The sequence below is a fragment of the Bacteroides eggerthii genome (assembly GCF_025146565.1).
Lineage (GTDB): Bacteria > Bacteroidota > Bacteroidia > Bacteroidales > Bacteroidaceae > Bacteroides > Bacteroides eggerthii.
Window position 1 is genome coordinate 1,824,731 of the sequence record NZ_CP102258.1, and the last position, 22,108, is coordinate 1,846,838.

The window sequence follows — 22,108 nt, forward strand, 5'->3', positions numbered from 1 at the left end:
AAAGCGTTCTTATGATTAGTGCAGAACATAGCAGAATATAGAAGCCTGCTGGTTTCCAAGTCGTTACCTGTCAAGCTGACAATCTTTGTAAGTCCCTTGTTTTCAATGAGTAAGAGAAAGTAATATGTCTTGAGCAATGAAAGGTCATGTCGAAGCCGTATGTCCATCCCAGTTCTCTGGTGAGCTTGATGAGATACCCCCGGCAATAGAGGTTGAAAATCCTGTCACTTTTACGCTCGTGGCGGTATTTCTCGATGATCTGCAACGGCACGTTCAGCAGGCGGATGGCCGAGGGCGTTTCGGTCTTCTGGCGCCGGATGTGTATCCAGTACGTTCCGTCGTCCGACTGCGTGATGTCTTTTTCGGACAAGCGTTTCAGGTCGGCGTAGGACAACCCCGTGAAGGTAGCGAAGAGAAACCAGTCCCGCACCCGCTGGAGGTTGGGTTTATCGACGGGAGTTTCCATCAGCTTTTTGAGGTCTTCGAGTTTCAAATGGCGGCTCTTGCGCCGGGGCAGTTCCGGGTGCAGCTTCCCGTAAGGGTCGCGCCGGAGTGTACCCTGACTGACAGCCCGCTTGGTCATTTTCTTCAACCGGTAAAGATGCTCGTGTACTGTCTTGGGTTTCATTTCACGATCTGTACGCAGGAATATTTCAAAATCATCGTAGAACTCCCGGTCAAGGCTCCGCAACGCTACATCCTCCTTTTCCTTCCTTTTTTTCACGAAGGAGGCTAAAATATTATAGGAGTTCTCGTAACTTTCATAGGTTTCTTCCTTGCGATCCACGCCGACACGCTTGCGGAACTCCTCGTTATGCTCGCGGAACAAGGCAAGGAGGGTGAACGGTTTCTGCCCGATTCCTTCCACGGCGTTTTTGACCAGCTCGGCCGTCACGAAACCGAGGCTTTTACGAATATGACGGTAATGTCCGGTGATTTTTTCGGTCAGTTTCTCTATTGCCAGGTTTACCGTTCGGGCGTTCTCGCTTCGTCCGTTCGCCCTTTTGGTTTCCGGATTCCAAAGCGATGGATCGACAAACGCGTTGATATTGATCGGGGCCGACTTGGTGTCGATGCTTACCTTGCATAACAATTTACATGTTCCGTCCTTGCGGACTTTCGTGCGGTTGATGTAGAACAGCAGGGAGAACGTGCTGCGACGTTTTATCTCTTTATTATTCGTTTCCATAATCGTTGTGAATTTGATTGTCAATGATAGATTAAATAGCTACGGAGAAGCGGTCGGCAATCTTTTCCTCTAAAGACCGGGTATCCATGTCGATCTTGTCATCGGTCACTTTGGCGTAAATCTGCGTCGTGGAAATGCGGCTATGCCCCAGCATTTTACTGACGGTTTCAAGCGGGACACCATGCGAAAGCGTGATCTCGGTGGCGTAGGTATGGCGTCCGCAGTGAAAGACGAGCTTCCGTTCAATTCCGCAAATGGCGGCAATACGTTTCAGTGTCCGGTTGAGTTCGTTGTTGCTGTACATCGGCAGCAGTTTTCCTTCCGGGGCCATATCCCGGTACTTGTCGAGGATGAGCAACGGTATGTCGAGCAACGGCACTTCATAGTCGATTTTCGTCTTCTTGCGGGCGGTCTTGATCCATACCTCACCGTCCTCGGCCACTTCCAGATCCTCCGTCGTCAGGCGGCACATGTCCCCGTAAGGGATACCCGTGTAGCAGGAGAAGAGGAACAGGTCGCGGATATGGTAGAGTTTCGGGTCGTGCAGGGGTGTGGTCATCAGCCGTTGTAACTCCGCTGCGGTAAGGTATTTCTGTTCCCGCTCGGGATGTTCGGCTTCATAACCCGCGAATGGGTCGGCAGTGATAATCCCTTCCGCGATGGCTTCCCCGACAATCGTGTTCAACCGTGTGACAAGCAACACGATAGTTCCCAGGGCAAAGCGGCGCTCCGTGCGTAGGTAGAGGTCATAGTTGTCGATGAATGAACGGTTCAGGGCCGTGAAAGGAACATCCGACAACTTGTATTTCTCCTGGATGAAAGCAGCCACACAGTTACAAGCATAGCGGTAAGATTGCGCTGTTCCCTTTTCCCGGTTCACGCCGACACGTTTTTCGAAATGTTCGATGAACGTCCGGAAATAACCCAACAGGGTTTCCTGCCCGAAAGCCCTCCCCAACAACAGATTCCTTATTTCTTCAGCCGTTACATTCTCACGGGTGGCTGACAGTTCGTCATAAATGGAAATGGCTGAAGCTCGCAAATCGTCCAGTTGCCGGTTGATTTCCCGCGCGGCGTTACTTTTACCCGTGGCACGTCCGGATGCCCACAGTGCAGCGGGTACGGACATTTTCGCACTAAAAGCCGCTTCTGAAAATTTGCCGACAACAAGTTTCGCCATGACCGGGCAATGTCCCTCGTCATTCATTTCGCTCTTTTTGAGGTAGAACGTAACCGTTACATCCGTCTGTTTCATAACTCTATTTTTTTTATGTTGCAAAATTACTTGATATAGAGTTATTTACAGTTATGAAAATTATAGCGGAACAAAGAATAAAACCCCGGATGCCGGTAACATAACCTGTATTTCCATGAAAAACGGAAAAAAACGGTTATCTTTACGGGCAAAATATAGGGTTCTTTGCATGGTGAACGGTAAAACCGCGGGTGGTCAAGCGTTATTTTGCCGGATTATCCGGGGCTAAAAAAGGCAACGGATAAGTAGCAAATCTGTCTCTTAACCTTTCATTATCCTGCATTTTAGCGATTTGGAAAGGCATAGAAGAATTTGGCTTAACTCTCCTCAATACCAAACACTTACTTTATTTATCCAAATTTTGTCGTTTTTTTGCGAGTTCTTCGTATATTTGCAATCGGATTGAGACAACTCTATCCAAGACATATTTAGAAAAGAAAGAAGCGTTATGCTTATCTTGTAAATCGAAAACGTAGGAAATTTTCAGATGTAGTACAAGGAAGGCATAGTGGTTCTCACGCTATAGCGTGGGCTGCTATATCCATATCTGTACTACAGGTTTCCTACGACCTTCGATTTAAGACGTGGCATTTGCAGTTCACGCTTTTATTATTTAATAACAGCCTTCTAAGGACTGGGAAGACATAAAAGAACTTAGGATGATGGATAAATTATCGGTTCACGCAAAAAAGACATTTCTTTCCCAACGACTTATTGCATGGGTATGTTGCTTATGCGCTATCGGAACAGCGGCAAAAGCATACGCAAATAATGATCCTACGTTTACAGTTTCTGCTCCGGAGAATATCGAAATTAATAAACAGTTCCGGCTGACATTTATTGTATCTTTCCCGGAGAAACCTGCTACTGTTGAAATACAGAATCTTGCTGTGCCCGAATTGAAAGGCCTTAAGGTGTTACTTGGCCCCACCAAAAGCAGTGCCACCAATGTGGAAAAAGTAGATGGAGAAATAAACCGGAAATATCAAGAGTCTTATACTTATGTGTTGCAGGCATTACAGGTGGGCAGGTGTTCCATTCCCTCTGCAAGTATTGTGGTGAACGGGCATCAGCTACATTCGCAGCAACTCGCAGTGAATGTCGTACCTGACGGGAAATTACCTCCTTCTTCCGACCCACAACCAAAACCGGATGTCTTTATGACAATGAACGTATCAGAACGCTCTCCTCGTATAAATGAACCCGTCGTGTTGGAATGCAAGTTATATACCACATCCCTTGCAGATAGCCTCGCCAATATGGAACAACTCATCTCTTCGGACGATTTCAAAATAGAACCGATAGATTTGCGGGGCAGCGCATGGCAAATAGAGCATCGGAATGGAAAGAATTATCAGGTGGCGGTGTTCCGGAAGTTATTACTCTATCCCCTACGGGCGGGAGAACTTCGTATAGGAGACCTGTACATGGATGTTTATATCAGGCGGTACAATCTTTCTTCAGACCCGTTTGAAGCATTTTTTGAGGACGGCAACCACCAATTCGTAAAACAACGGGTGAACTGTCAGGGCATCACTCTCCATGCACACGAATAAACAGCTAAAACTTATGGATATGAAAACGAAAACAATTGTAACCGCAATGCTGCTGGCTACGGCGTATGTGCTGTTAGTCAATCTGATGTTCCTGTCCGGTTTCGGTAAGGATGAAATGGTAAAGGTTGGTTGGTATAGTGAGTTCGGAGGAAACAGCACGACTACCCTATATCCTCTTTATGTGTGGCTTAACTTTCCTTACACAGTTTGCTTTTATTTCTTCACGACGCTTTTCTTCGCCAAAGTGAAAGTACACGTAAACAAGTGGCTGGGCGAAACGGCTTTTGTGCTGTGGTGTGTCAGTCTCGTTCCGATTTTGGTGAATACCGTTTACGACTTGTATATGGTATCCAGTTTTGACGGAGATGAAATGTACCGTTCTTTGGAGAATTATTGGGAAACGGAAGGCAAGTCTGATTATCCTTTTATGTGGCTTCTGCTTTCGTCCCGTGTAGGGAATAATCGGAATTGGATGAACGATTTGAATTATTACGGTAATTGGGCGCTTTGGGCAGCTTTCTTGGCATTTGCCATTGTCTTTGCCTTACTGTTTAAGAAAGACAAAGTATTAGGCATTGCGGGTGCGACAGTTATGGTGGTATCTATCCTGCTGAACATGTTTCTGCTGCCATGCGGGTATATTGCCATCGACCTGTGTTGGATTGCATTATGTGCGGCAGTCTTATGGAGATTGCGCCAGTCGTCATTTGATAAACCGTTCGTTTTGCCATGAGAAGATTTTTATTAATACTGGCGGTAGTCCTTTTTGCGATGACCGCTTTTGCCGCCATTGCTCCCGGTCTATATCGGGTAAACGTTAACTCCACGCTCAATGTGCGCAATGCACCGGGTGGGGCTAAAATCGGATCGTTGTCCAATGGAGATCTCGTGCAGGTGACGGCGTGCGAAGATGATTGGGCACAAGTGTCTTTGAATGACGGTCGCACGGGCTATGTGCATGAACAATACCTTGAGCCTTTCTCCACTCTGGCTGCTCCGGCTGGAACATCTTACTCCACAGTCGGTCTTTCCGAACTCCGGCATTATACCCCTTTTGCCATATTGCTGTTTGCCGTCATTGCCTTCATCGGACTACGTACAGATACCAGATCGTTGTTCCACGCAGGTTGCCTTTTATGGGGCGGGGCTGAACTGTTCATGTTCGGAGCTGGGAGTGACAGCGCACTCGTCTGGTTCTGCGACCCTTCGGATGTAGGATGGATATTTACTATTATCAATTTTTTTGTAGCTATTGGCATCCTGTTCTTCCAGTACACTATTTACCGGGAGTTTACGGGCAGTCTTTTCGATGGCTTTTGGAGAAAACTTCTGTTTGGTATCTTTATCATTGTAGGAGTAATCCTGTTCTTAGGTATTTTTAATTACAATAGATACGACAGTATCACCCCTGATTCGCCAGAAACTCCGTTCTTTAACGAGACTTGGCATTTCGTACTTGCTTTCGTTGCCTATATGGCAGTATTGCTCTATTTGTTAAGAGATTGTGGTATTTGGATGAGCCTTTCGTTCACGGTGTTTGCTTTTGGTTTGGGAATTTCTTTTCTTGGAATGTTGAGCACCTTGATACTTGGAGCTTTACTGTGGCTGGGGCTGGCAGCATTCTCCGGCAGTGGAGGGAGCAATGGAAGTCGCGGAAATATCATAATTGAAGATTATGACGGTACGTATGAAGCCTACGAACATGGCTTTGGAATCTACAAAGATGTAACAGGTTCAGGCAAGACGTGGCGAAAGGAGGATTCTCAATATATCAGAATAAATTAAACATCGTCCATTATGAAAACGATCAGAAGTATGCTCAAACATTTATTCTTGGCTGTTCCGCTTATGCTCATAGTGTCATGTAACAGTCAACCACCATCTACCCTTATACCGCACCGTTGCGAAAACGGGAAATTCGGCTATGTCGATGAAAAAGGCAAGGAATGTATAGAAGGCAAATACGATTATGCCGAAGAATTTTCCGAAGATTTGGCAGTAGTGCAAGTGGGCAGGTACTTTGGGTACATAGACCGTAAAGGAGAAATCGTCATCCCGCTACAATATACTCAGGCTGCTTACTTCCTCCAAGGCAGGGCATTGGTGGCAAAAGAGGAACTGTATGGTTTCATCGACAAGGAAAACAGGGAAATCATTCCCTGTATTTATGAACGTATCACGCCGTTTGCCTCACACGAAGCCTATGCGGTAAAGAACGGAAAGACAGGCATCATCGATACGGAGGGTAAAGTGCTCGTGCCGTTTGAATACGATAAAATAGAACAACTGAAAAGCGGGCTATTCGTTGTTAACCAAGCCGGCAGGGAGGGTTTCCTCAATGCGCAGAAACAAATGATTCTGCCCTGCCAATACGGTTACTATACCATAGAGGATAAAGAAGGCAAGCCCCTGATAGTGCTGCGCACAAAAGACGACACTCCCTATTACCGCATCTCGTATAATTCCAGATACGGTCTGATGGACTTTGAAGGCAATGTACTGACACCATGCAAATACGAGAAAATAGGTGCGTTTACAGACGGAAACCTTGCCCATGTCATTCTCAACGACAAGGTTGGCTACATTGACTCGAACGGAAAAGAGGTCATTCCGCCCATATACGACTATTCGAGAACGCTGCCGGGAAACAGGTATGCGCTTTATAAAGACGGTCTTTGTTATCTGGTGGATAACCGGACAGGCAAGCAAGTCACATCCCAAGTTTATAACAAAATAGAGCAATATAGGGACAACCTGCTCAAAGTTTCCCTTGATGGGAAATATGGCATGATAGACCCGGACGGAAATATTGTGCTCGAACCAATCTATGATGAAATGTATGTATATGACGATTGGCTGAAACTTTATATCAAAGGAAGCGGAAAGGATGGTTTTGCCGGACGTGCTACCGTAGAAGAAGCCAAGTTGGTTATTCCTTGTGACAGATATGTCCGCATTGAAAGCTTCAACTTGGGTGGCGGCCAGTATGCCGAAGCGGTCAAAGCTGTCGCCAAATACACGTACCGGAACGGTGTTGTCAACCGGCAGGGAAAAGAGGTTGTCCCTTGCCAATATATCCACATTTACATGATAGAAAACGGAAAATGTCTTGTCATGGAGTCTGGTACTAACCAGCGAAAGTGGGTAAAATTGAATGAATAGCAACATTAAAGTATACACAATTATAATAAAAATCATAGAATAAAAAATAATTCGGCTGAATATAAAAGGAATAGAGTACCGGCTTAAACAAGGAAGCTGCCGACATAGAAAGACAACCGGAGAAATGACCGTGCAGAATAAAGTCTCCGAAACCTGTTTTACAGGATCGGAGACTTGTACTGCAAGACAATCCTCTGCCGGGGATTAGCGTTTGCCATGTGTATGTCTGCAAAAATAGTTTTGCAGGGATTGGTAACGGTTCGGAATGACCGCATTCTCATTGAAACCGTTCAGGCAATGAAGCAATGCTTTTTCGAGCGTGATGTATCGGCGACTGAAAGTCTGTACATTATCCAAGCAACAGGCTTCCAAAGCGTATTTGAACGGTGCAAGATTTTCAGGTTCTCTCCGAATCCGCACATACCACAGGAAGAACAACTGAATCGTGAAACTGTCGGATTCACCTGCTTTCATCAAATGTTCTTCATCAAGCAGCCGTCGGACAAACTCCGGGGTAAGCTGACAATCATTTTTCCGATAATACTTGCGTTTTGCCGTATTATAGGCTGCAAACTGTTCGATGTCCTGTGCCGTCAGCCTATATACTTCCGAGTAAAATGCACGTACTTCTTTACCTGTAACAACGATTTTCTCGTCTCCGAACTCGTATTCATACGCTTTTTCATCGGAGATTTCCTCTTCTGTAAAGGTCTTGAACCCGTAACATTCCGTTACGATGAACGGTTCTTTTCCGAACTTCGCCAGAGATTCGAGGGCATGGAGGCTGTTGCAGGAGAAGAACATGTCGTTTCCAATACTTTCACCGCTTTCCAGCAGCCGGATTTTTACGTCTTCGGAATCGTTGGTGTACTTCCATACTATCCGACAGCTTGCATAATGGGGATTCCTGCCGTTTGCCTCGACAAATCCGGCAAATCCGCTCTTGATGGCGGCCTTTGTCTTCTCTACATCCGTCAGGACGCTTCGTACCTTACAAGTTTCGCACCGGCCGAATTGCAAAGAATCGTCGGAAATTTCCGTTATCACTTTAGTGTTGGGGTTTATCGTGGCTTCGCATACTACCTGCGTGCCGCCACATCGTGTACATATTATACTCATATTTTGATAAGATTAAAAATTAATATATCCTTCTATCCGCTATTTTGAACTTGTCGATAAGGTTCTACCAACAGCTGCAATTCCTTTTCAACCAAACAGTTTGTCCAAATTCTGCTTAAAGCATAGCATTCGGAGACACTTCCTATCCGTCCCAAATTTTCCTGTCCGTAATTTGACTAACATTTGTACGCATAATACATAAAAGTTAAATTAAACATCGTTTTTCTTTTCCCTCTCTTCGGAAGCTTTTCGGCTTTCCTTGCCGGGAGAGATTTTACATGCAAGTCAGACAGTAGGGAAAGGACGGAAAGGCAAGCAAACGACCGGGGATTTCACGGAATACCCAACCCGACAGGTACGACATGGCGGGGGACTGAAAGGACATCTCTGATTTGGGAAGGCTGCCGGGCAAATCCACGAGCCGTTAGCATGGCGGTGCTTGACGCCGGACGACTGCTGTACCTTTGCATGGAAAAATCCAACCGGCGAGAGAATGTTAACGGGAAGAAAAGGGAAAAGGGTATAGCGGAAAGATATAAAATAATTGTAAAATAAGATGTTACGCCTACAATTATATACAAAATCCTTTCATATCGAACCATCATGCCTTATTTATACCGGACGGGAGCAATGTCGCTCCCGTAAAATAATTAAGGACTATGATAATAGGTTATTTAAGGGTCAGTACGGGCAAACAGAATCCGGCTAACCAGCAAGACGAGATCCGGCGTTTCGCCGACAGTAGAAATCTTTCCGTCAGCCAATGGGTAACGGAGGTCGCCAGCGGCAAGAAGAAGGAGTGCGACCGCAAATTAGGAGGGCTGATACGGCGCATGAAGCATGGCGACACGCTGATTGTCACAGAAATATCGCGTCTAAGCCGCACGCTAACGGACCTCATGGCCATCATGGGCAAATGTCTGGAGAAAGGAATCAACCTTTACACGACCAAGGAGGGGTATTCGTTTGACAACTCCATCAACAGCAAGGTGCTCTGCTTCGCTTTCGGCTTGGTAGCGGAGATTGAACGCAATCTAATTTCGATGCGCACCAAAGAGGCGCTCGCCCTGCGGAAAGCCGAGGGTGTCGTCCTCGGACGAAAAAAAGGCAGCTACACGAAAATGAATGTGCTGATCGAAAACCGGAAAGTCGTCGTCGGCATGTTGAAACGGGACTGCACGATTGCCGATATATGTAGGCGTTTCAACATCTCGCGAGATACATTTCTGAAATTCCGCAGCCGCTATAAAGAAATAGATAAAGCCATGAAAGAAAAAGAGATAAGACGAAAAGGAATGTCACAAAAACGGACGGTATGATTTTACGTTGGTTAAATCGTTCGTTTTCAGCCACAAAATTACAAAAACATGAGCTATCCACAACAAAAATCTGCAAAAAATTGCGTTTCAGCTCTTTGAGTAGGGCGAATTTTCCCGGAGTGTCCGAATAATACGACCTTTTTTCGATAGCTTTTTTAATGAACGATTTAACCAACAAATAAATCGGCATAACAGACAGTTATCAGGCTGATTATTTGTTGGTTTGGTGTTTTTTTGCCTTTAAATGAAAAGGCATGGCACGAGAGAATTGAATAAATAGCTGATATATAAATAGGCATAGACTATGACAATGAAACGAATACTGTTATTATTTCTCTTGTTCTGCGGCGGGTATGTTCATGCACAAGAGTTGGACTCGGTCCGTATCTATTACCGGCAGGGCCACAGAGAAGTGGACGTGCTCTTCAGGGATAATCGCGCGGAATTGGAGCGTTTTATCCGCATTCTACGCGAAGAATACGGGGCGAACCGACTTGAAGGCGTTGTGGTACGTTCGTGGTCATCGCCCGAAGGTGTGAACCATCTCAACGAGGTGTTGTCAGATCGCAGGGCCGATTCCCTGAAAACCTATCTCGTGCGCCACGCCGAAATTCCCGACAACTTGGTCTGTATACATGGCGAGGGCATCGCATGGGATATGTTGCGCCGGATGGTCGCCGCATCGGATATGCTCTATAAAAAAGAGGTATTGCACATCCTCGACCATACACCGGTATGGGTGTTCGACAAGGCGGGTCGCGTAGTGGACGGACGAAAAAAGCAGCTCATGGACCTGCGCGGCGGTATGCCGTACACCTACATGCTGGAGAACTTCTTCCCAGATTTACGCTCCAGCCTTTCGGTGGTCTGCTACCGGAAACCCGAACCGCCTGTAAAAGTCATTCCCCAAAAAGAGTCGGAAGTGAAAGAACCGGAACCGGTCCTGCAACCCGATAGCGTGGCGGAAACGACCTCCGAACCAGCAACGGTGCGGCAGGAAGCGACCGTGCAACCTCAGAGAGCGATGGTGCAGCGACTGGCCATCAAGACCAACCTGCTTTACGATGCGATACTGATGCCCTCGCTCGAAGTAGAGTACCGCATCGCCGACCGCTGGACGGTGAACCTTGAAGGCGAGATGGCATGGTGGAAGAACGACGGCAAGCACAGGTATTATCAAGTGGCAACAATCAGCCCGGAGGGACGCTGGTGGTTCGGGCAAAAGCAAGGCAGCCCGTGGCACGGCCACTACCTCGGCGTGTTCGGAGGCTTCACGTGGTACGACCTCGAAAACGGCAAGGAGGGCTATCAGGGCGAAGCCGAAATGGTCGGAGTCAGCTACGGCTACATGTTCCCCATCGGACGGCGGCTCTCCTTAGAAGCCGGTATCGGCGTGGGGTACATGCACAGCAAGTATGAGGTGTACGACCCGATACCTTATCTGGGCGGCACACATTACGTCTATCGGCAGACCAGCAAGCTGGACTACTTCGGGCCGCTGAAGTTGAAACTGACGCTCGTTTGGCGTTTGTGGGACACGGATAAGAAGAAAGGAGGCGCACGATGAGACGCACACCGCTATATATGGCATTATACGCCGCCACGCTTCTGTTGTTGGGCGGTTGCCGAAAGGATCTCTGTTACGACCACCCCGACCATGCTTTCTCCGTTCAGGTAAACCTCACCGCCACGTGGGAGCAGGAATGGGAACGCAGCTACCAGACCGACTGGCAGTCCGTGTGGAACCCTGCATGGCCCCAACGCTATGACGACCTTCGCCCCGACGTGCCCACCGGCATCCGTGCACGCATCTATACCGGCGGCACCGCCGAGAACGAGGGCAACCTGTCGCCCGAAGGAGGCCGTCTTTATATGAACGAAGGTACGCACGACCTGTTGTTCTACAACAATGACACGGAATACATCGTCTTCAACGACATCGCCGCACTGGCTTCCGCAAGTGCCACCACCCGTAGCCTGACGCGGGGGGCTTTCGAAGCCCTGCACGCGGGGGAACGTACCGTGAACCAGCCCGACATGCTTTACGGCGCATACATAGGCAGCTACGAGGCCCTGCCCACGCAGGAGACTGTCGGTCTGCCCGTGCGTTTGCAGCCGCTCACCTATACCTACCTCGTGCGCTACGAGTTCCAACAGGGGTTTCAGTACGTGGCCCTCGCACGCGGAGCATTGGCAGGCATGGCCGAGAGCGTCTATCTGAACGACGGACACACCGGACCGGAAGCGGCTACCGTGATGTTCGACTGTACCCTGCGTGACTACGGTCCGGAGGCCACAGTGAAATCCTTCGGCATTCCCGACTACCCCGGCGACCACTACGGCGACGGCACCCGCACCACGGAACGCTCCTACCACCTCAATCTCGAAGTGCGTCTGCACAACGGCGCGATGAAGACCTTCGAGTTCGATGTGACGGACCAAGTGAAGGCCCAGCCCCGTGGCGGCGTGATTATCGTCTCCGACGGCCTTGTCATCACCGACGAGGAAGGTGCGGCAGGCTTCGACAGCGGTTTCGACATCGACGTGGAGGGATGGGGCGATTACATCGACATCCCCCTGCCATTGTAAGAAGGGTGACCTGTATAAAACAGATGTATTGATAACTAAATGATTAACCAAACAATAATGTATTTTTAATTTAAGCTTTTGCATCATGAAAAAGAGTTTATTTTTGCTGGGAGTCGCCGCAGCGGTGTTCTCCGGCTGTAGCAATCAGGAAGTGATGGACGTGGCCGAATACGCCAACCAGCCCATCGAGTTTACAACTTTTGTGGACAAGACCACCCGTTCCGGTGATGTCACATCACAAAATTTCCAGAAGTTCTGGGTATTCGCACAGAACAAAGGCACAGGCGACCAGAACTGGGCAGACGCCTTTACCAACGTGCAGGTGAGCAAAGCAGGCGACAACGAATGGCTACCCATAAACACCTACTACTGGGAAAAAAACAAGGAATTCCGCTTTGCGGGCTATGCCAACGGGGAAAGCCAGCTTAACAAGTCGATTGTCAGCTACGATGCGGGCTCGCAGAGCGGAGGATCGACCTCCGGCCTGCTGACTTTCACGGCGTACAGCACGGACGGGAAGAACGACCTCGTAGCCGCAATGGGCAACGAGTCCAACTACACATGGGACGGCACAGCGTCGGGCGAAGCCCCGAAAGTAAGCATGACGTTCCGGCACATGCTGTCCAAGCTGACCTTCACGTTCAAGACCAAGATGGCCAACACCTACACCGTGGCTGTGAACAACCTACGGATAGAGAGCGCAACGACCAAGTCCACGGGAACGTACCACAAGGCCAACGAAGGCACAATCACGTGGAGTACTGACCAGCTCTCAAACACTACGGGCACATACACTTTCGACAACATCACCGACGTGACTGCCGACGCTGCCAACGAACAGGGATACTTCAGCCAGACATGCGCACCGCTGTTCGTTATTCCGCAGACCTGCGGCACGTTGAGCGTCCAATTCACCGCAGTGGTAAAGAACGCTGCCCAAGAAACGATAGGACAGCAGGATTTCAGTGCCACATTGAGCTACAATCCGAGCAACAGCGAAACCAGCTTGCAGAAGAACACATGGACAGCCGGGTACTACTACAACTACACGGCAGAGCTGAAGATGGAAGACATCAACACCGACCCGAACGCCAAGCCTATCAAGTTTGATGTAACCGTAGATAAGTGGAAAGATACTACGCCGGGTGATGACCTTAATTTGACTGATAAAAAGAACTAAACGCTTACCGTACCAGCCAATCCGTTTCCGTGAGTTGCGCGACCCACTTCCGTGAGTTGAGCAACTCAGCGCGGCGAGTTGAGCAACTCACCATGACGAGAAACTTAACTCAGCGAAACGAGATACGCAGCTCGGCCGGTTAGGCCAATCGGACCGAAGAATACAGGCCGGGCGGGGTTGAATGTTCCCTTCCCGGCCACAATGATACAGGACAGACCGCACACATGCAGCTTTCCTGCAAGAACGGAATAACCTTTATATGATGAGATATATGAACAGAAGAAAGAACACCCTCGGAATCCTGCCCCTGCTGGCGACGGTGCTGTTGTCAGCGGCTTCCTGCACGGAAAGCGTGGTGCAGGACATGGAGACAGCCGGAGACAGCGGGGCGATACGTTTTTCGCTACCCACGCTGACACGCTCCGCCATCGGGAGTGCGGACGACCTGAACACCGACGGCCAGTCGTTCAGCGTGTGGGGCAGCTACCGCCACACCAGCGGCACGGACAACGACGTGCAGATATTCGACAACACGACCGTGACCTACGGTTCCGGTACAGGCTGGACCTACGGAGGCGGCCTGCTGTACTGGCAGTCGGGCAACACCTACGACTTCTACGCCCTCTATCCGTCCACCGGAACGCTGGGCGATGCCGTGTCCGTCGCCTGCACGGACGGCACCTTTACCGTCAAGAACTTCGTCGCCACGAAAGGGCACGACCTGATGACGGCGGAACGAACAAATATAGTAATCGAGGCAGACAAAGCCCCCGAATCTGTCAGCTTCAAATTCTCCCATCGGCTCACAAGGCTGGCCTTCAATATCAGGGCCGTGGGGCGCGGTGTAACGGTTACTTCCTTCAAAGTGAACGGCGTGACTTACAAAGGCGACCTTACTTGGAATGCCTCCGGTGGAAGCTCGTGGAGCAACACCGCCAAGACAAACGACAGCGATGCCCTGTTGGCCGCAAAGGATATTTCCATCACAGCCGGCGAGACCCGCAACATGCTGGGCGACGTGCTGTTACTCCCGCACACCGACCTGACTGGTACCGAAATCGCCGTGAGCTACCGTTTCGAGGGCGAGACCGCCGACCGGAATTCCACGGTCAACCTCTCTGGCGGGAATGCGAAACAATGGGATGCAGGCAGCCAATATGCCTACACCCTGACCGTTTCGGCCGCTTCGCTCGCAATCAACGTGAAGGTTCTCGACTGGGATGAACAGGACACCTCCGTGTCATGGCAATAAAATGAGAAATTTATAGACAACAATACATACGGTGTATGAAAGCATATATAAAACGATATTTACCGCATCCTTTCTCCCTGCTTCTGCCAGCCGCCCTCGCATGGGCTGCCAGCCTGTTGGCCGGCTGCACGGACCGAGTGGACGAATGGATACCCGACGGACGCACAGCCTCCGTTACCCTGCACGTACCAATGGCCGATATACGTTCCACGCACACCACGGACGAGGAGTACAAGGCCGCTGAAGAGAAGATAAACACCTTGCGCATATTGGTATTCTCGCAGGACAAACCTGTCATCAACAAACAGTTCAAGGAAGCCGACCTCTCCGGCGGCAGTGTCACCATCGAGGGTGTGCCGGTAGGTACTGTGGACATCTATGCCGTGGCCAACGAGGCCGCCCTCGGCAAGGACTATTCCGACATGGCAGACTTCGAGGACAACCTCGTGCAGGTCGGCAACACCAAAAAAGCTTTGGTGATGGATGAACACCGCACGCACTTCCCAAAACGCTTTACGGAGCAGGAAATCGCACAACACGGCCTACCCATGAGCTGGCATCGCGATGTGCAGATAATTCCATCCGACGGCACGCCGCAGACCATCGAAGTGGAACTGGAGCGCTCCGTGGCCAAGCTCAACGTCATTATGAACAACACGCTGAGCCACCCGATTACCATCACTTCCATGACTTTCGGCGAGTTCTTCGGCGACCGGCTCTACCTGTTCCGCGAGCAGACCCTTGACGTTCCCGACGACACGGAGTATGATGTTCAAAACTACGAGAGCCTCTCTGTCGAAATCGGAGGTTACGGCAGCAAGACGCTGGCCCTTTACATCTATCCCTCATACGCATGGACGGATGCAAGCAAGAACTCGCCATATACCATCGGTTTCACCACAAGTACAGCTCCCTATGACGCCATACCTTTCATCAACGAATACGGCGGCGCTCTGAACTCTATCGCCCGTAACAAGCAAGTGAACATACACGCCACACTCAGTTCGGAGGCCAACCTCACGCTAAAATTTGAAGTAAAGGACTGGGATACGGAAGAGATAACCGTTCCCCCGTTCAATTAAACGAAACTGCATGTCATTTGAGTTATGAGAACAAGACATAAAAACATATTGACCTTGCTGGCGGCCATGCTGCTGGCGGTAGGACTGTACTCGTGTACCGAGGACCCGTTGTTCGAGGAGCGTGCCCGCGTGGCAGAGGGGCTTCCCGCACGTGTAATGCTGGACTTCCGGTCCGAGAAGAGCTGCGTGGAGACCCGTGCCGCGCAGGACGCTACCTACGAGAACCGTGTGAACAACCTCTACGTGTTCATCTTCAACCCCGCCGGGGAGGTGCATTACCGCAATTTCTTTACTGACGACATCAGCTATAACGGAGACTACAGCAAAGGTTCCGTCATGATAGAGACCACCTCTCTGAACAAGGTACAGATAGTCTGCATCGCCAATCTATCTACTGAATCCGTAAGTTCCGGCTATGATGTCAAAAAATCGGACATGGAGTCTATAACATCGCGGTCAGACCTCGAAGCCTTCGTAATGAAGATGGACGAGCATACCGTGGAACGCTCCACGCAGTTCATGATGACAGGCTATGCTTACGATGATAAAAATTCCACGAGCAACCTTGTCAACATTCCCGGTACGGAAAGCGGTCCCGCCTCGCTGGAGTGTACGCTGCGGCCCGAGCGGACGGACGCGAGGGTGGAGTTCGTGGTGAAAACCGAGAAACCCTCCGATAAGAACTGGACGGCACTTGACTTCCGTCCGCGCGGCTGGCGGGTGGTGAACGTGCCGGCCCAGTCGTTGCTGCTGCCCCACGGGACAGGCGATGCCGATGGTGACGGTTGCACCTACTTCACAACCGAGGAGATGCCTTTCGAGACTACCGAGCGGGATGACAATTACCTCTACACTTCCGGTGGCTTCGTGTTCTACATGCCGGAAAACCGCAAGACTCCCAAACAGGCCATCTCCGGCGAAGGGCTTAGCGCTGCGGAACAGTACGCCCTACGCGAGGAACGCGAACACAAAAACACGGGCGACTATACGGACAAACCCGGTCAGCAGTTCGAGAACGGCGACTTTGCCTACGCCCCCGCCAACGCCACCTACGTGGAAATGTCCGGCACACTGTCCTATAAGGATGACAAAGGCAATACCGTCAATGCCGACGTGACCTTCACCGTACATCTGGGCTACGCCGACGGCAACCCCAACGACTACGACACCCGCCGCAATACCCGCTACATCTACACCGTCACCCTGCGTGGTATCAACGATATACGGCTTGAAGTGGAGTCCGATGGGGAGGAGAACGAACAGAGGCCCGGCTACGAAGGCAACGTGATATTCAGTCAAGATGGGCTGTACGAGCTGGATGCACACTACGACCGCGAGCTCATTACGATAAACCGAAGCATGGTTCCAACCATGACATGGGGCGTGCAGACAGCTTTCGACAAGGCCATCTATGCGGGCGGTTTCGGCGAAACGGACAGTCCGGAAAGTACAGGTATCCATGACTACAAGTGGATCAAGTTCGCCATCAACGAGGACTATGGCCAAGACGACGAGCTGTTCGTGAAATACCCCGGTGACCAGAACTACAAGGGCGGAAAGAACCAACCTTCGGGGTATGACGGACATGCGGGCCATTCTGACGCCCGCCTACTCGACGTACACCAGTTGCTGCAACGCCTGAAGCAGGAGTACGAGGAAGGAAAGACCACCGGTACGGTTACCGTTACCGCTTTCATCGACGAGTACGTGTACGTGCGCGAGCCGGATGACCCCAATACAGACGAGGACAATACCCCGCTTTTGTCGCAGTGGCGCCGATACGTGGAGGCCGAAGACCGCCTGCTCTATTTTATCAACGGAGACAACTCGCATTACAGTCCCGATGGCGCGTCGAGCGTGGTGGAAGCCATACAGACTTTCAAGCAGAAGTCCATACGCACGGTGTACAACGTGAAAAAGAGCGAGAATGAATTGTCCACCGCATGGGGGCTTGAAAGCCGCATGGAGGGCACGCGTTGGAAGGAAGGTGACGTGAGAAACAGTACTTCCTCCAGCAACGGCCGGCTCAATACCATACGTTGTATTCTGGGCGAAAACTATGTATCCAACAGATCCCTGCATTGGACGGAGGTGCTCAACCCCTCCGAGCACTACGGTCTGACCGATGACCACCAAGACGCCCTGCACGCTGTGCTGTTGCGTAACCGCGACCTGAACGGCGACAACATCGTGCAGCCTAACGAAATACGCTGGTATCTGGCCGCCATCGACCAGCTCGTGGATCTCTATATCGGCGAATATGCGCTGGACGACGCTTCGCGCCTCTATCCCCAAAATCCCGCGGACAGGGATTACCAGACCTATTGGCACTATACCAGTAGTTCCGCTGACGGCGACCATTCGTGGGTGTTGTGGGCAGAAGAATGTGCCGCATTGGGTAACTACGACGGCTCGCACAACACCGTGGGCGGACAATATGCCTACCGTTGCATACGCAACCTCGGTATCGGTCTTGACGATCCGAATGTTGAACCCACACCACTCATTCCCAAAGTGACACAGGCCGAACCCGACGGTACCTACCTGATTGATGTCTCCAACCTTAGCGAGAAGGCACGCCGCCTAAGCTATGAAGCCAGTTCGTTGCCCACGCATAATGACCTGTCGCCTTATAACCGACCGTATGCCAAGTTCCGGGTAGCGGCAAATGACGCAGACTATCCTACACCGAGCATAGATGTGAATGCACTAAATCGTTGGAGTTGGGAAGGCGTTCAGGATTGGAGATGGTATCAGACCGCTTCTATTACACCGAGCGGCTATCGCGTGCCCAACTTGCGCGAGCTGCTTATCATGGGTACCCGCTTACCCGATGACGCATGGCAAACGTATGAGGGTCGATGGCTTCTTTACAGACATGAGAGCAAAGCCATGTACATGACCTATACCAGCTTCAGCCGCGGAACTTATGACGGAGACGGCTCCATTTCAGGCAAGAACGGCGGTTTCCGTTTCAATGCCCAAGACCACTCCATCGGTGCGACCAGTTCAGATGCCGACGGCGGGTATGTACGCGGCGTGAAAGACGAACAATAACATAGTAAGCCAGTCGATAAAAGAAACGGCTCCGTTCCTATCATCGGGACAGAACCGTTTCTTTTATCTTGTATCTCGATTTCGAGTTAACGGAAGAAGACAGAAAGGCAATTCGCCGTCTGGACACCGGCAAGTTGAAAGTGGACCACAACAACCCTGTACTGGCAAAGTTCCTTTTGGATTACGACAAGAATTTCAATCCGGACAACTGATACGGTCTGCTTAAAGAATCCGGGATACAGCACATAACAAATAAAGAGAGTACCGATATTTATCATCGGTACTCTCTTGCTTTCTACCTGTTTACGGACGAACATTCGTTTTCTTCACATTTGCCGAAGAACAGTTCCACCCTTGTATGTCGGTTGGCTTCCGTGGGGGCGTAATCGGAAATGCCACCTTCGCCGGTCTTGGTCATCCTGTCGGGCGACAAACCCCGCTTGTTCAGCTCCGAGGCGATATAGTCGGCTCTCGAAGCACTCAAGGCATTGTTGATACCAATTGTTCCGGTCGCACTATCGGCCGCTCCCGTGACTTTAACTTTCAGACCGTATTTCTTTGCCACCCGTGCCAGTTCGTCGAGATTGACCAATTGGGAGGGGTCTGTCAGGTGCGACGTGCCGAGTTCGAAGAAAAAGAAGATGGGAGCACCGATGCATTCCCGTCCGGACTGCATCCGAACGGCATAGTCTGCCAAAGTGCTGTCGGGAAGATTCTCGAACTGTCCTGTTCCGAGACCAGGCACGCTATCCGGCCAGTGCTGCAGGCTGTCTGCCCGGCCATTCCCATTCGGGGCTTGTCCTTCCAATGGTGATTTTCCGTTCCAATGCTTGTTCTTCAACCTTGCCCGCAGGGAGTTCAGCCCGCTGTAATTGTTCCTCGGATAACCTTTGCGCTCGATAGCATCGTCATCATCGAAGAAATGGCTGTACGTGTCGAGCAATCCTTCGATTTCCAGTATCTTCTTCAGCTCGGCCAGCGTCCGGCTATCCTTGTCATGCTGTCCCGCGTAGCGGCTGTTCTGTTCCGACAGTACATTGATATAATCGACGAGCTGCCGATCGCGGCGGATATAGGGGCTTGGGTCTATGGCCCGTTTCCAGCCGACCTTGCCGATATGGAAAGAGAATCCGGCAGTGAGTGAAAGCATGTGGTCGCCTAACCGATTCGCCTTGCCATACCCGTCGAAGTCTTGGAAGGTGGTCGTACCGGAGAGTTCCATGAGGGCGCTTACCCTTTTGGAAATGCGATACTGCCCTTGTATGCCGTAGGAGATTGCAAACGGGTTATGCCCGTTGGTCGCATGGTGCAGCAGTCCGATACCCGCAAAGGGTGCCAGATGCCAGCGCACCAGTTTCTGCCGGACATAGCTACCGCCAAGCACATTCCACAGCAGATCCGCATGGAGATAATGGTACTCCTGCACGGCCAGCGTGCCGTCCTTGAACTGCAACCCGTTGTAATTTATGCGTGCACCTACCCACGGGGTAAACCACTTGCCGAGGGCAAGGCTGTACGAGGGTTTCAACCTCCCGAACAGGTCTTCGCAACCGAGCGGCGTGCCGAGAAAGGCTGTCGCACCTCCGGCGATACTGACAAACCAATTGCCGTTTCCCCGTGCCGGAACGACCACTCCGTCAAGGTATAAGGGCTGTAACGGCTGCAGCAGTTCTGTGTCATCGTAACGGTACGTGCGGTGTACAGTATCCCTTTCCGTAGGTTGTACATCCGCACGGGCTTGCAGCGAACAAAGCGCCGCAATAATGAAAATGATATTTTTCGTCATATTCTTATATCCTTAATTTGTTGTTTATCTGATTCTTTATTATAAACCTTGCCATTCAACGCTTGGGCTTCTTGCCGATGGAAGGGCGCATCATGCGGCTCGCCATCCTCATGCAGCGAAGCGCCCATGCCCGGTTGTCCTCGTCTTCATCACGTCCCCATTTGAGGTCGCTTCCGCCACCTCCTCCGCCACGTGTTTCGGCAAACGTAGTGGCATCATCGACCATACCGAGAAAGAGCATCGTGGCGCAGCGCATGACTTCCGCTCCCCGTTCCGCCACGGAACGCACGAGTGTGTCGTCGAAAAGTTGCCGTTCGGAAGGCTTCATCCGCGCCGACAGTTCCCTCCACTCATCGACCATATTTTCCAGCATGACGTCCTTGAGTAGGCTGTCCACTTTGGAGTGGACATCACGGGAGTATTCGTAGGCTTCCTCCTTGAGCTGTTCCGTGCGTTCCTCAATGGCATCCATGTTTGCCTTGAGGTCGGAAAGCTGTCGGTCGGCGGTTTGTAGCTTCTCCTGTTTGTCTGCCAGTTTCCCTTGGATAGCAGTCAGCTCTTTTTCGAGCTTTTCTTTCTCGGCAGATAGGGTCAAAGCATCACCTTTCCGGGTATCCATATCATTTTCGAGTGCCGACAATTGAGCCTCTTTTTCGCTCTTCTCCCTTTTCAAGTTTTCCACCATCGAGGTCAAACCTTTGACTCTGCGCTCTGCCAGCCGAATGTCCGAATGGAGGGCGGACAGGACTTCCTGATGTCGGCCAATCTGTTGCTCAATGGTGGTACATTCTTCCGAGAGCATACGGCGGTATTCTTCCGTCGTCCTGTGCCGTGCGCCGGTCTCGGCGACGCTCCGGCCTCTCTCCATTCCCCACTTCGTGTTGACCTCGGCGAAAAAGTCCGTATGGAGCTGTTTCATCCTCGCGCTATATTCGAACTTGTCCTTTCCGGCGAATATCTCCTTGTACGCAAACCTCCCGTCTTTGATTGGCAGAAGCGTACAATGCACGTGCGGATTTAATTCGTCGAGGTGTACAATGAAGGCGGCTATATTCTGCTCGCCGTATCTGCCGCAAACGAATGCATAGACATCCTTCGCCCAACGTTCGATGTCGCTCTTCCTTTTGATGCGGGTATTGTCCGCACCTTTTTCAAAATCCACCTTCTGCGTGCCGAAAGCGAGTTCGTGCATCCGCTTCCGCGAACCGCCGAAAATGATGTTTACCACCGTGCGGTATTTCGGTTCAACCAATCCCTCGTTGGGGTCTTTGATCCCGCGACGGCCCAATATGTCCGCTATCCGTTCCGGGATATTGCGGCTCGTGTCGATGGGGCGAACCTTGCCTCCGGGCACAATCTCGAAGTTCAGATGTTTGCGGGTGGGGTCGTAGTTGCCCTTGCTCATGGCGTACTTCTCCGCCTCTTCGCTGCGATTACGCAGGTGTTCGTTGCCTTGGGCGGCGGTGATCCCTTTCGATACCTGAACATCGAGAACCTGTTTTGCATTTGCCATACTGTTTTCGTGTTGTTTCGGACAATTCCCCGTGTCCCAGCTTGCTGCT

16 protein-coding genes and 1 pseudogene are annotated in these 22,108 nt (G+C 50.7%); 12 read left to right on the plus strand and 5 right to left on the minus strand.

Going from position 1 to position 22,108, the window contains the following annotated elements:
• Nucleotides 1–79 precede the first annotated feature (79 nt).
• Both NQ546_RS07420 and NQ546_RS07425 read right to left on the minus strand, forming a co-directional pair.
• Nucleotides 80–1,189 (minus strand): annotated as a pseudogene (locus NQ546_RS07420) (site-specific integrase); the annotation flags it as partial.
• 31 nt (nucleotides 1,190–1,220) lie between these two features.
• Complete coding sequence (locus tag NQ546_RS07425; protein ID WP_004289468.1) at nucleotides 1,221–2,444, minus strand: site-specific integrase; 1,224 nt, start codon at nucleotides 2,442–2,444, stop codon at nucleotides 1,221–1,223.
• Between the two features lie 659 nt (nucleotides 2,445–3,103).
• On the opposite strand from NQ546_RS07425, the gene NQ546_RS07430 reads away from it, so the two are divergent.
• From NQ546_RS07430 to NQ546_RS07445, 4 genes are read left to right on the plus strand one after another with little or no spacing between them, the layout of a single operon-like run.
• Nucleotides 3,104–4,000, plus strand: coding sequence for a BatD family protein (locus NQ546_RS07430; protein ID WP_004289470.1), 897 nt, complete (start codon nucleotides 3,104–3,106; stop codon nucleotides 3,998–4,000).
• Nucleotides 4,001–4,019: 19 nt separating this feature from the next.
• Nucleotides 4,020–4,733: a hypothetical protein gene (locus NQ546_RS07435; protein WP_224200305.1), complete on the plus strand. Its 714-nt coding sequence runs from the start codon at nucleotides 4,020–4,022 to the stop codon at nucleotides 4,731–4,733.
• A complete protein-coding gene (locus tag NQ546_RS07440; protein ID WP_004289472.1) occupies nucleotides 4,730–5,785 on the plus strand; it encodes an SH3 domain-containing protein in 1,056 nt (351 codons plus the stop codon). The genes NQ546_RS07435 and NQ546_RS07440 overlap by 4 nt, the downstream gene beginning before the upstream one ends.
• A 12-nt stretch (nucleotides 5,786–5,797) precedes the next feature.
• On the plus strand, nucleotides 5,798–7,162 hold the full coding sequence (locus tag NQ546_RS07445) for a WG repeat-containing protein (protein WP_004289473.1): 1,365 nt from the start codon (nucleotides 5,798–5,800) through the stop codon (nucleotides 7,160–7,162).
• Nucleotides 7,163–7,366: 204 nt separating this feature from the next.
• On the opposite strand, the gene NQ546_RS07450 is transcribed toward NQ546_RS07445, so the two are convergent.
• Nucleotides 7,367–8,281 (minus strand): hypothetical protein, encoded by a 915-nt coding sequence (locus NQ546_RS07450; protein ID WP_004289474.1) that lies wholly within the window; start codon nucleotides 8,279–8,281, stop codon nucleotides 7,367–7,369.
• A gap of 659 nt (nucleotides 8,282–8,940) precedes the next feature.
• On the opposite strand from NQ546_RS07450, the gene NQ546_RS07455 reads away from it, so the two are divergent.
• The 8 genes from NQ546_RS07455 to NQ546_RS07490 all read left to right on the plus strand — a co-directional run bounded on the left by NQ546_RS07455 (nucleotide 8,941) and on the right by NQ546_RS07490 (nucleotide 18,972).
• On the plus strand, nucleotides 8,941–9,600 hold the full coding sequence (locus tag NQ546_RS07455; protein ID WP_004289476.1) for a recombinase family protein: 660 nt from the start codon (nucleotides 8,941–8,943) through the stop codon (nucleotides 9,598–9,600).
• Between the two features lie 304 nt (nucleotides 9,601–9,904).
• Complete coding sequence (locus tag NQ546_RS07460) at nucleotides 9,905–11,167, plus strand: DUF3575 domain-containing protein (RefSeq protein WP_004289478.1); 1,263 nt, start codon at nucleotides 9,905–9,907, stop codon at nucleotides 11,165–11,167.
• A complete protein-coding gene (locus NQ546_RS07465) occupies nucleotides 11,164–12,189 on the plus strand; it encodes a DUF5119 domain-containing protein (protein ID WP_004289479.1) in 1,026 nt (341 codons plus the stop codon). The genes NQ546_RS07460 and NQ546_RS07465 overlap by 4 nt, the downstream gene beginning before the upstream one ends.
• Nucleotides 12,190–12,274: 85 nt before the next feature.
• Entirely contained in the window at nucleotides 12,275–13,369 is a 1,095-nt protein-coding gene (locus NQ546_RS07470) for a fimbrillin family protein (protein ID WP_004289480.1), read from the plus strand.
• A gap of 271 nt (nucleotides 13,370–13,640) precedes the next feature.
• Nucleotides 13,641–14,621, plus strand: a complete 981-nt coding sequence (locus tag NQ546_RS07475; RefSeq protein ID WP_224200307.1) for a fimbrillin family protein — start codon at nucleotides 13,641–13,643, stop codon at nucleotides 14,619–14,621.
• A 35-nt stretch (nucleotides 14,622–14,656) separates the two neighbouring features.
• Nucleotides 14,657–15,703, plus strand: coding sequence for a FimB/Mfa2 family fimbrial subunit (locus NQ546_RS07480; RefSeq protein WP_004289482.1), 1,047 nt, complete (start codon nucleotides 14,657–14,659; stop codon nucleotides 15,701–15,703).
• Between the two features lie 24 nt (nucleotides 15,704–15,727).
• Nucleotides 15,728–18,760 carry a fimbrial protein gene (locus tag NQ546_RS07485; protein WP_004289483.1) on the plus strand — a complete coding sequence of 1,011 codons (3,033 nt, stop codon included), beginning with the start codon at nucleotides 15,728–15,730 and terminating at the stop codon, nucleotides 18,758–18,760.
• A 68-nt stretch (nucleotides 18,761–18,828) separates the two neighbouring features.
• A complete protein-coding gene (locus NQ546_RS07490) occupies nucleotides 18,829–18,972 on the plus strand; it encodes a hypothetical protein (RefSeq protein ID WP_153880974.1) in 144 nt (47 codons plus the stop codon).
• Nucleotides 18,973–19,055: 83 nt separating this feature from the next.
• On the opposite strand, the gene NQ546_RS07495 is transcribed toward NQ546_RS07490, so the two are convergent.
• Entirely contained in the window at nucleotides 19,056–20,546 is a 1,491-nt protein-coding gene (locus tag NQ546_RS07495) for an OmpA family protein (RefSeq protein ID WP_004289485.1), read from the minus strand.
• A 55-nt stretch (nucleotides 20,547–20,601) separates the two neighbouring features.
• On the minus strand, nucleotides 20,602–22,059 hold the full coding sequence (mobV, locus tag NQ546_RS07500) for a MobV family relaxase (RefSeq protein ID WP_004289486.1): 1,458 nt from the start codon (nucleotides 22,057–22,059) through the stop codon (nucleotides 20,602–20,604).
• Nucleotides 22,060–22,108: the final 49 nt, after the last annotated feature.

Coding starts and splice junctions, on each gene's coding strand:
- NQ546_RS07460 (WP_004289478.1), top strand. CDS start 9,905: ATGACAATGAAACGAATACTGTTATTATTTCTCTTGTTCTGCGGCGGG.
- NQ546_RS07450 (WP_004289474.1), bottom strand. CDS start 8,281: ATGAGTATAATATGTACACGATGTGGCGGCACGCAGGTAGTATGCGAA.
- NQ546_RS07435 (WP_224200305.1), top strand. CDS start 4,020: ATGAAAACGAAAACAATTGTAACCGCAATGCTGCTGGCTACGGCGTAT.
- mobV (WP_004289486.1), bottom strand. CDS start 22,059: ATGGCAAATGCAAAACAGGTTCTCGATGTTCAGGTATCGAAAGGGATC.
- NQ546_RS07475 (WP_224200307.1), top strand. CDS start 13,641: ATGAACAGAAGAAAGAACACCCTCGGAATCCTGCCCCTGCTGGCGACG.
- NQ546_RS07465 (WP_004289479.1), top strand. CDS start 11,164: ATGAGACGCACACCGCTATATATGGCATTATACGCCGCCACGCTTCTG.
- NQ546_RS07485 (WP_004289483.1), top strand. CDS start 15,728: ATGAGAACAAGACATAAAAACATATTGACCTTGCTGGCGGCCATGCTG.
- NQ546_RS07445 (WP_004289473.1), top strand. CDS start 5,798: ATGAAAACGATCAGAAGTATGCTCAAACATTTATTCTTGGCTGTTCCG.
- NQ546_RS07430 (WP_004289470.1), top strand. CDS start 3,104: ATGATGGATAAATTATCGGTTCACGCAAAAAAGACATTTCTTTCCCAA.
- NQ546_RS07455 (WP_004289476.1), top strand. CDS start 8,941: ATGATAATAGGTTATTTAAGGGTCAGTACGGGCAAACAGAATCCGGCT.
- NQ546_RS07495 (WP_004289485.1), bottom strand. CDS start 20,546: ATGACGAAAAATATCATTTTCATTATTGCGGCGCTTTGTTCGCTGCAA.
- NQ546_RS07440 (WP_004289472.1), top strand. CDS start 4,730: ATGAGAAGATTTTTATTAATACTGGCGGTAGTCCTTTTTGCGATGACC.
- NQ546_RS07470 (WP_004289480.1), top strand. CDS start 12,275: ATGAAAAAGAGTTTATTTTTGCTGGGAGTCGCCGCAGCGGTGTTCTCC.
- NQ546_RS07480 (WP_004289482.1), top strand. CDS start 14,657: ATGAAAGCATATATAAAACGATATTTACCGCATCCTTTCTCCCTGCTT.
- NQ546_RS07425 (WP_004289468.1), bottom strand. CDS start 2,444: ATGAAACAGACGGATGTAACGGTTACGTTCTACCTCAAAAAGAGCGAA.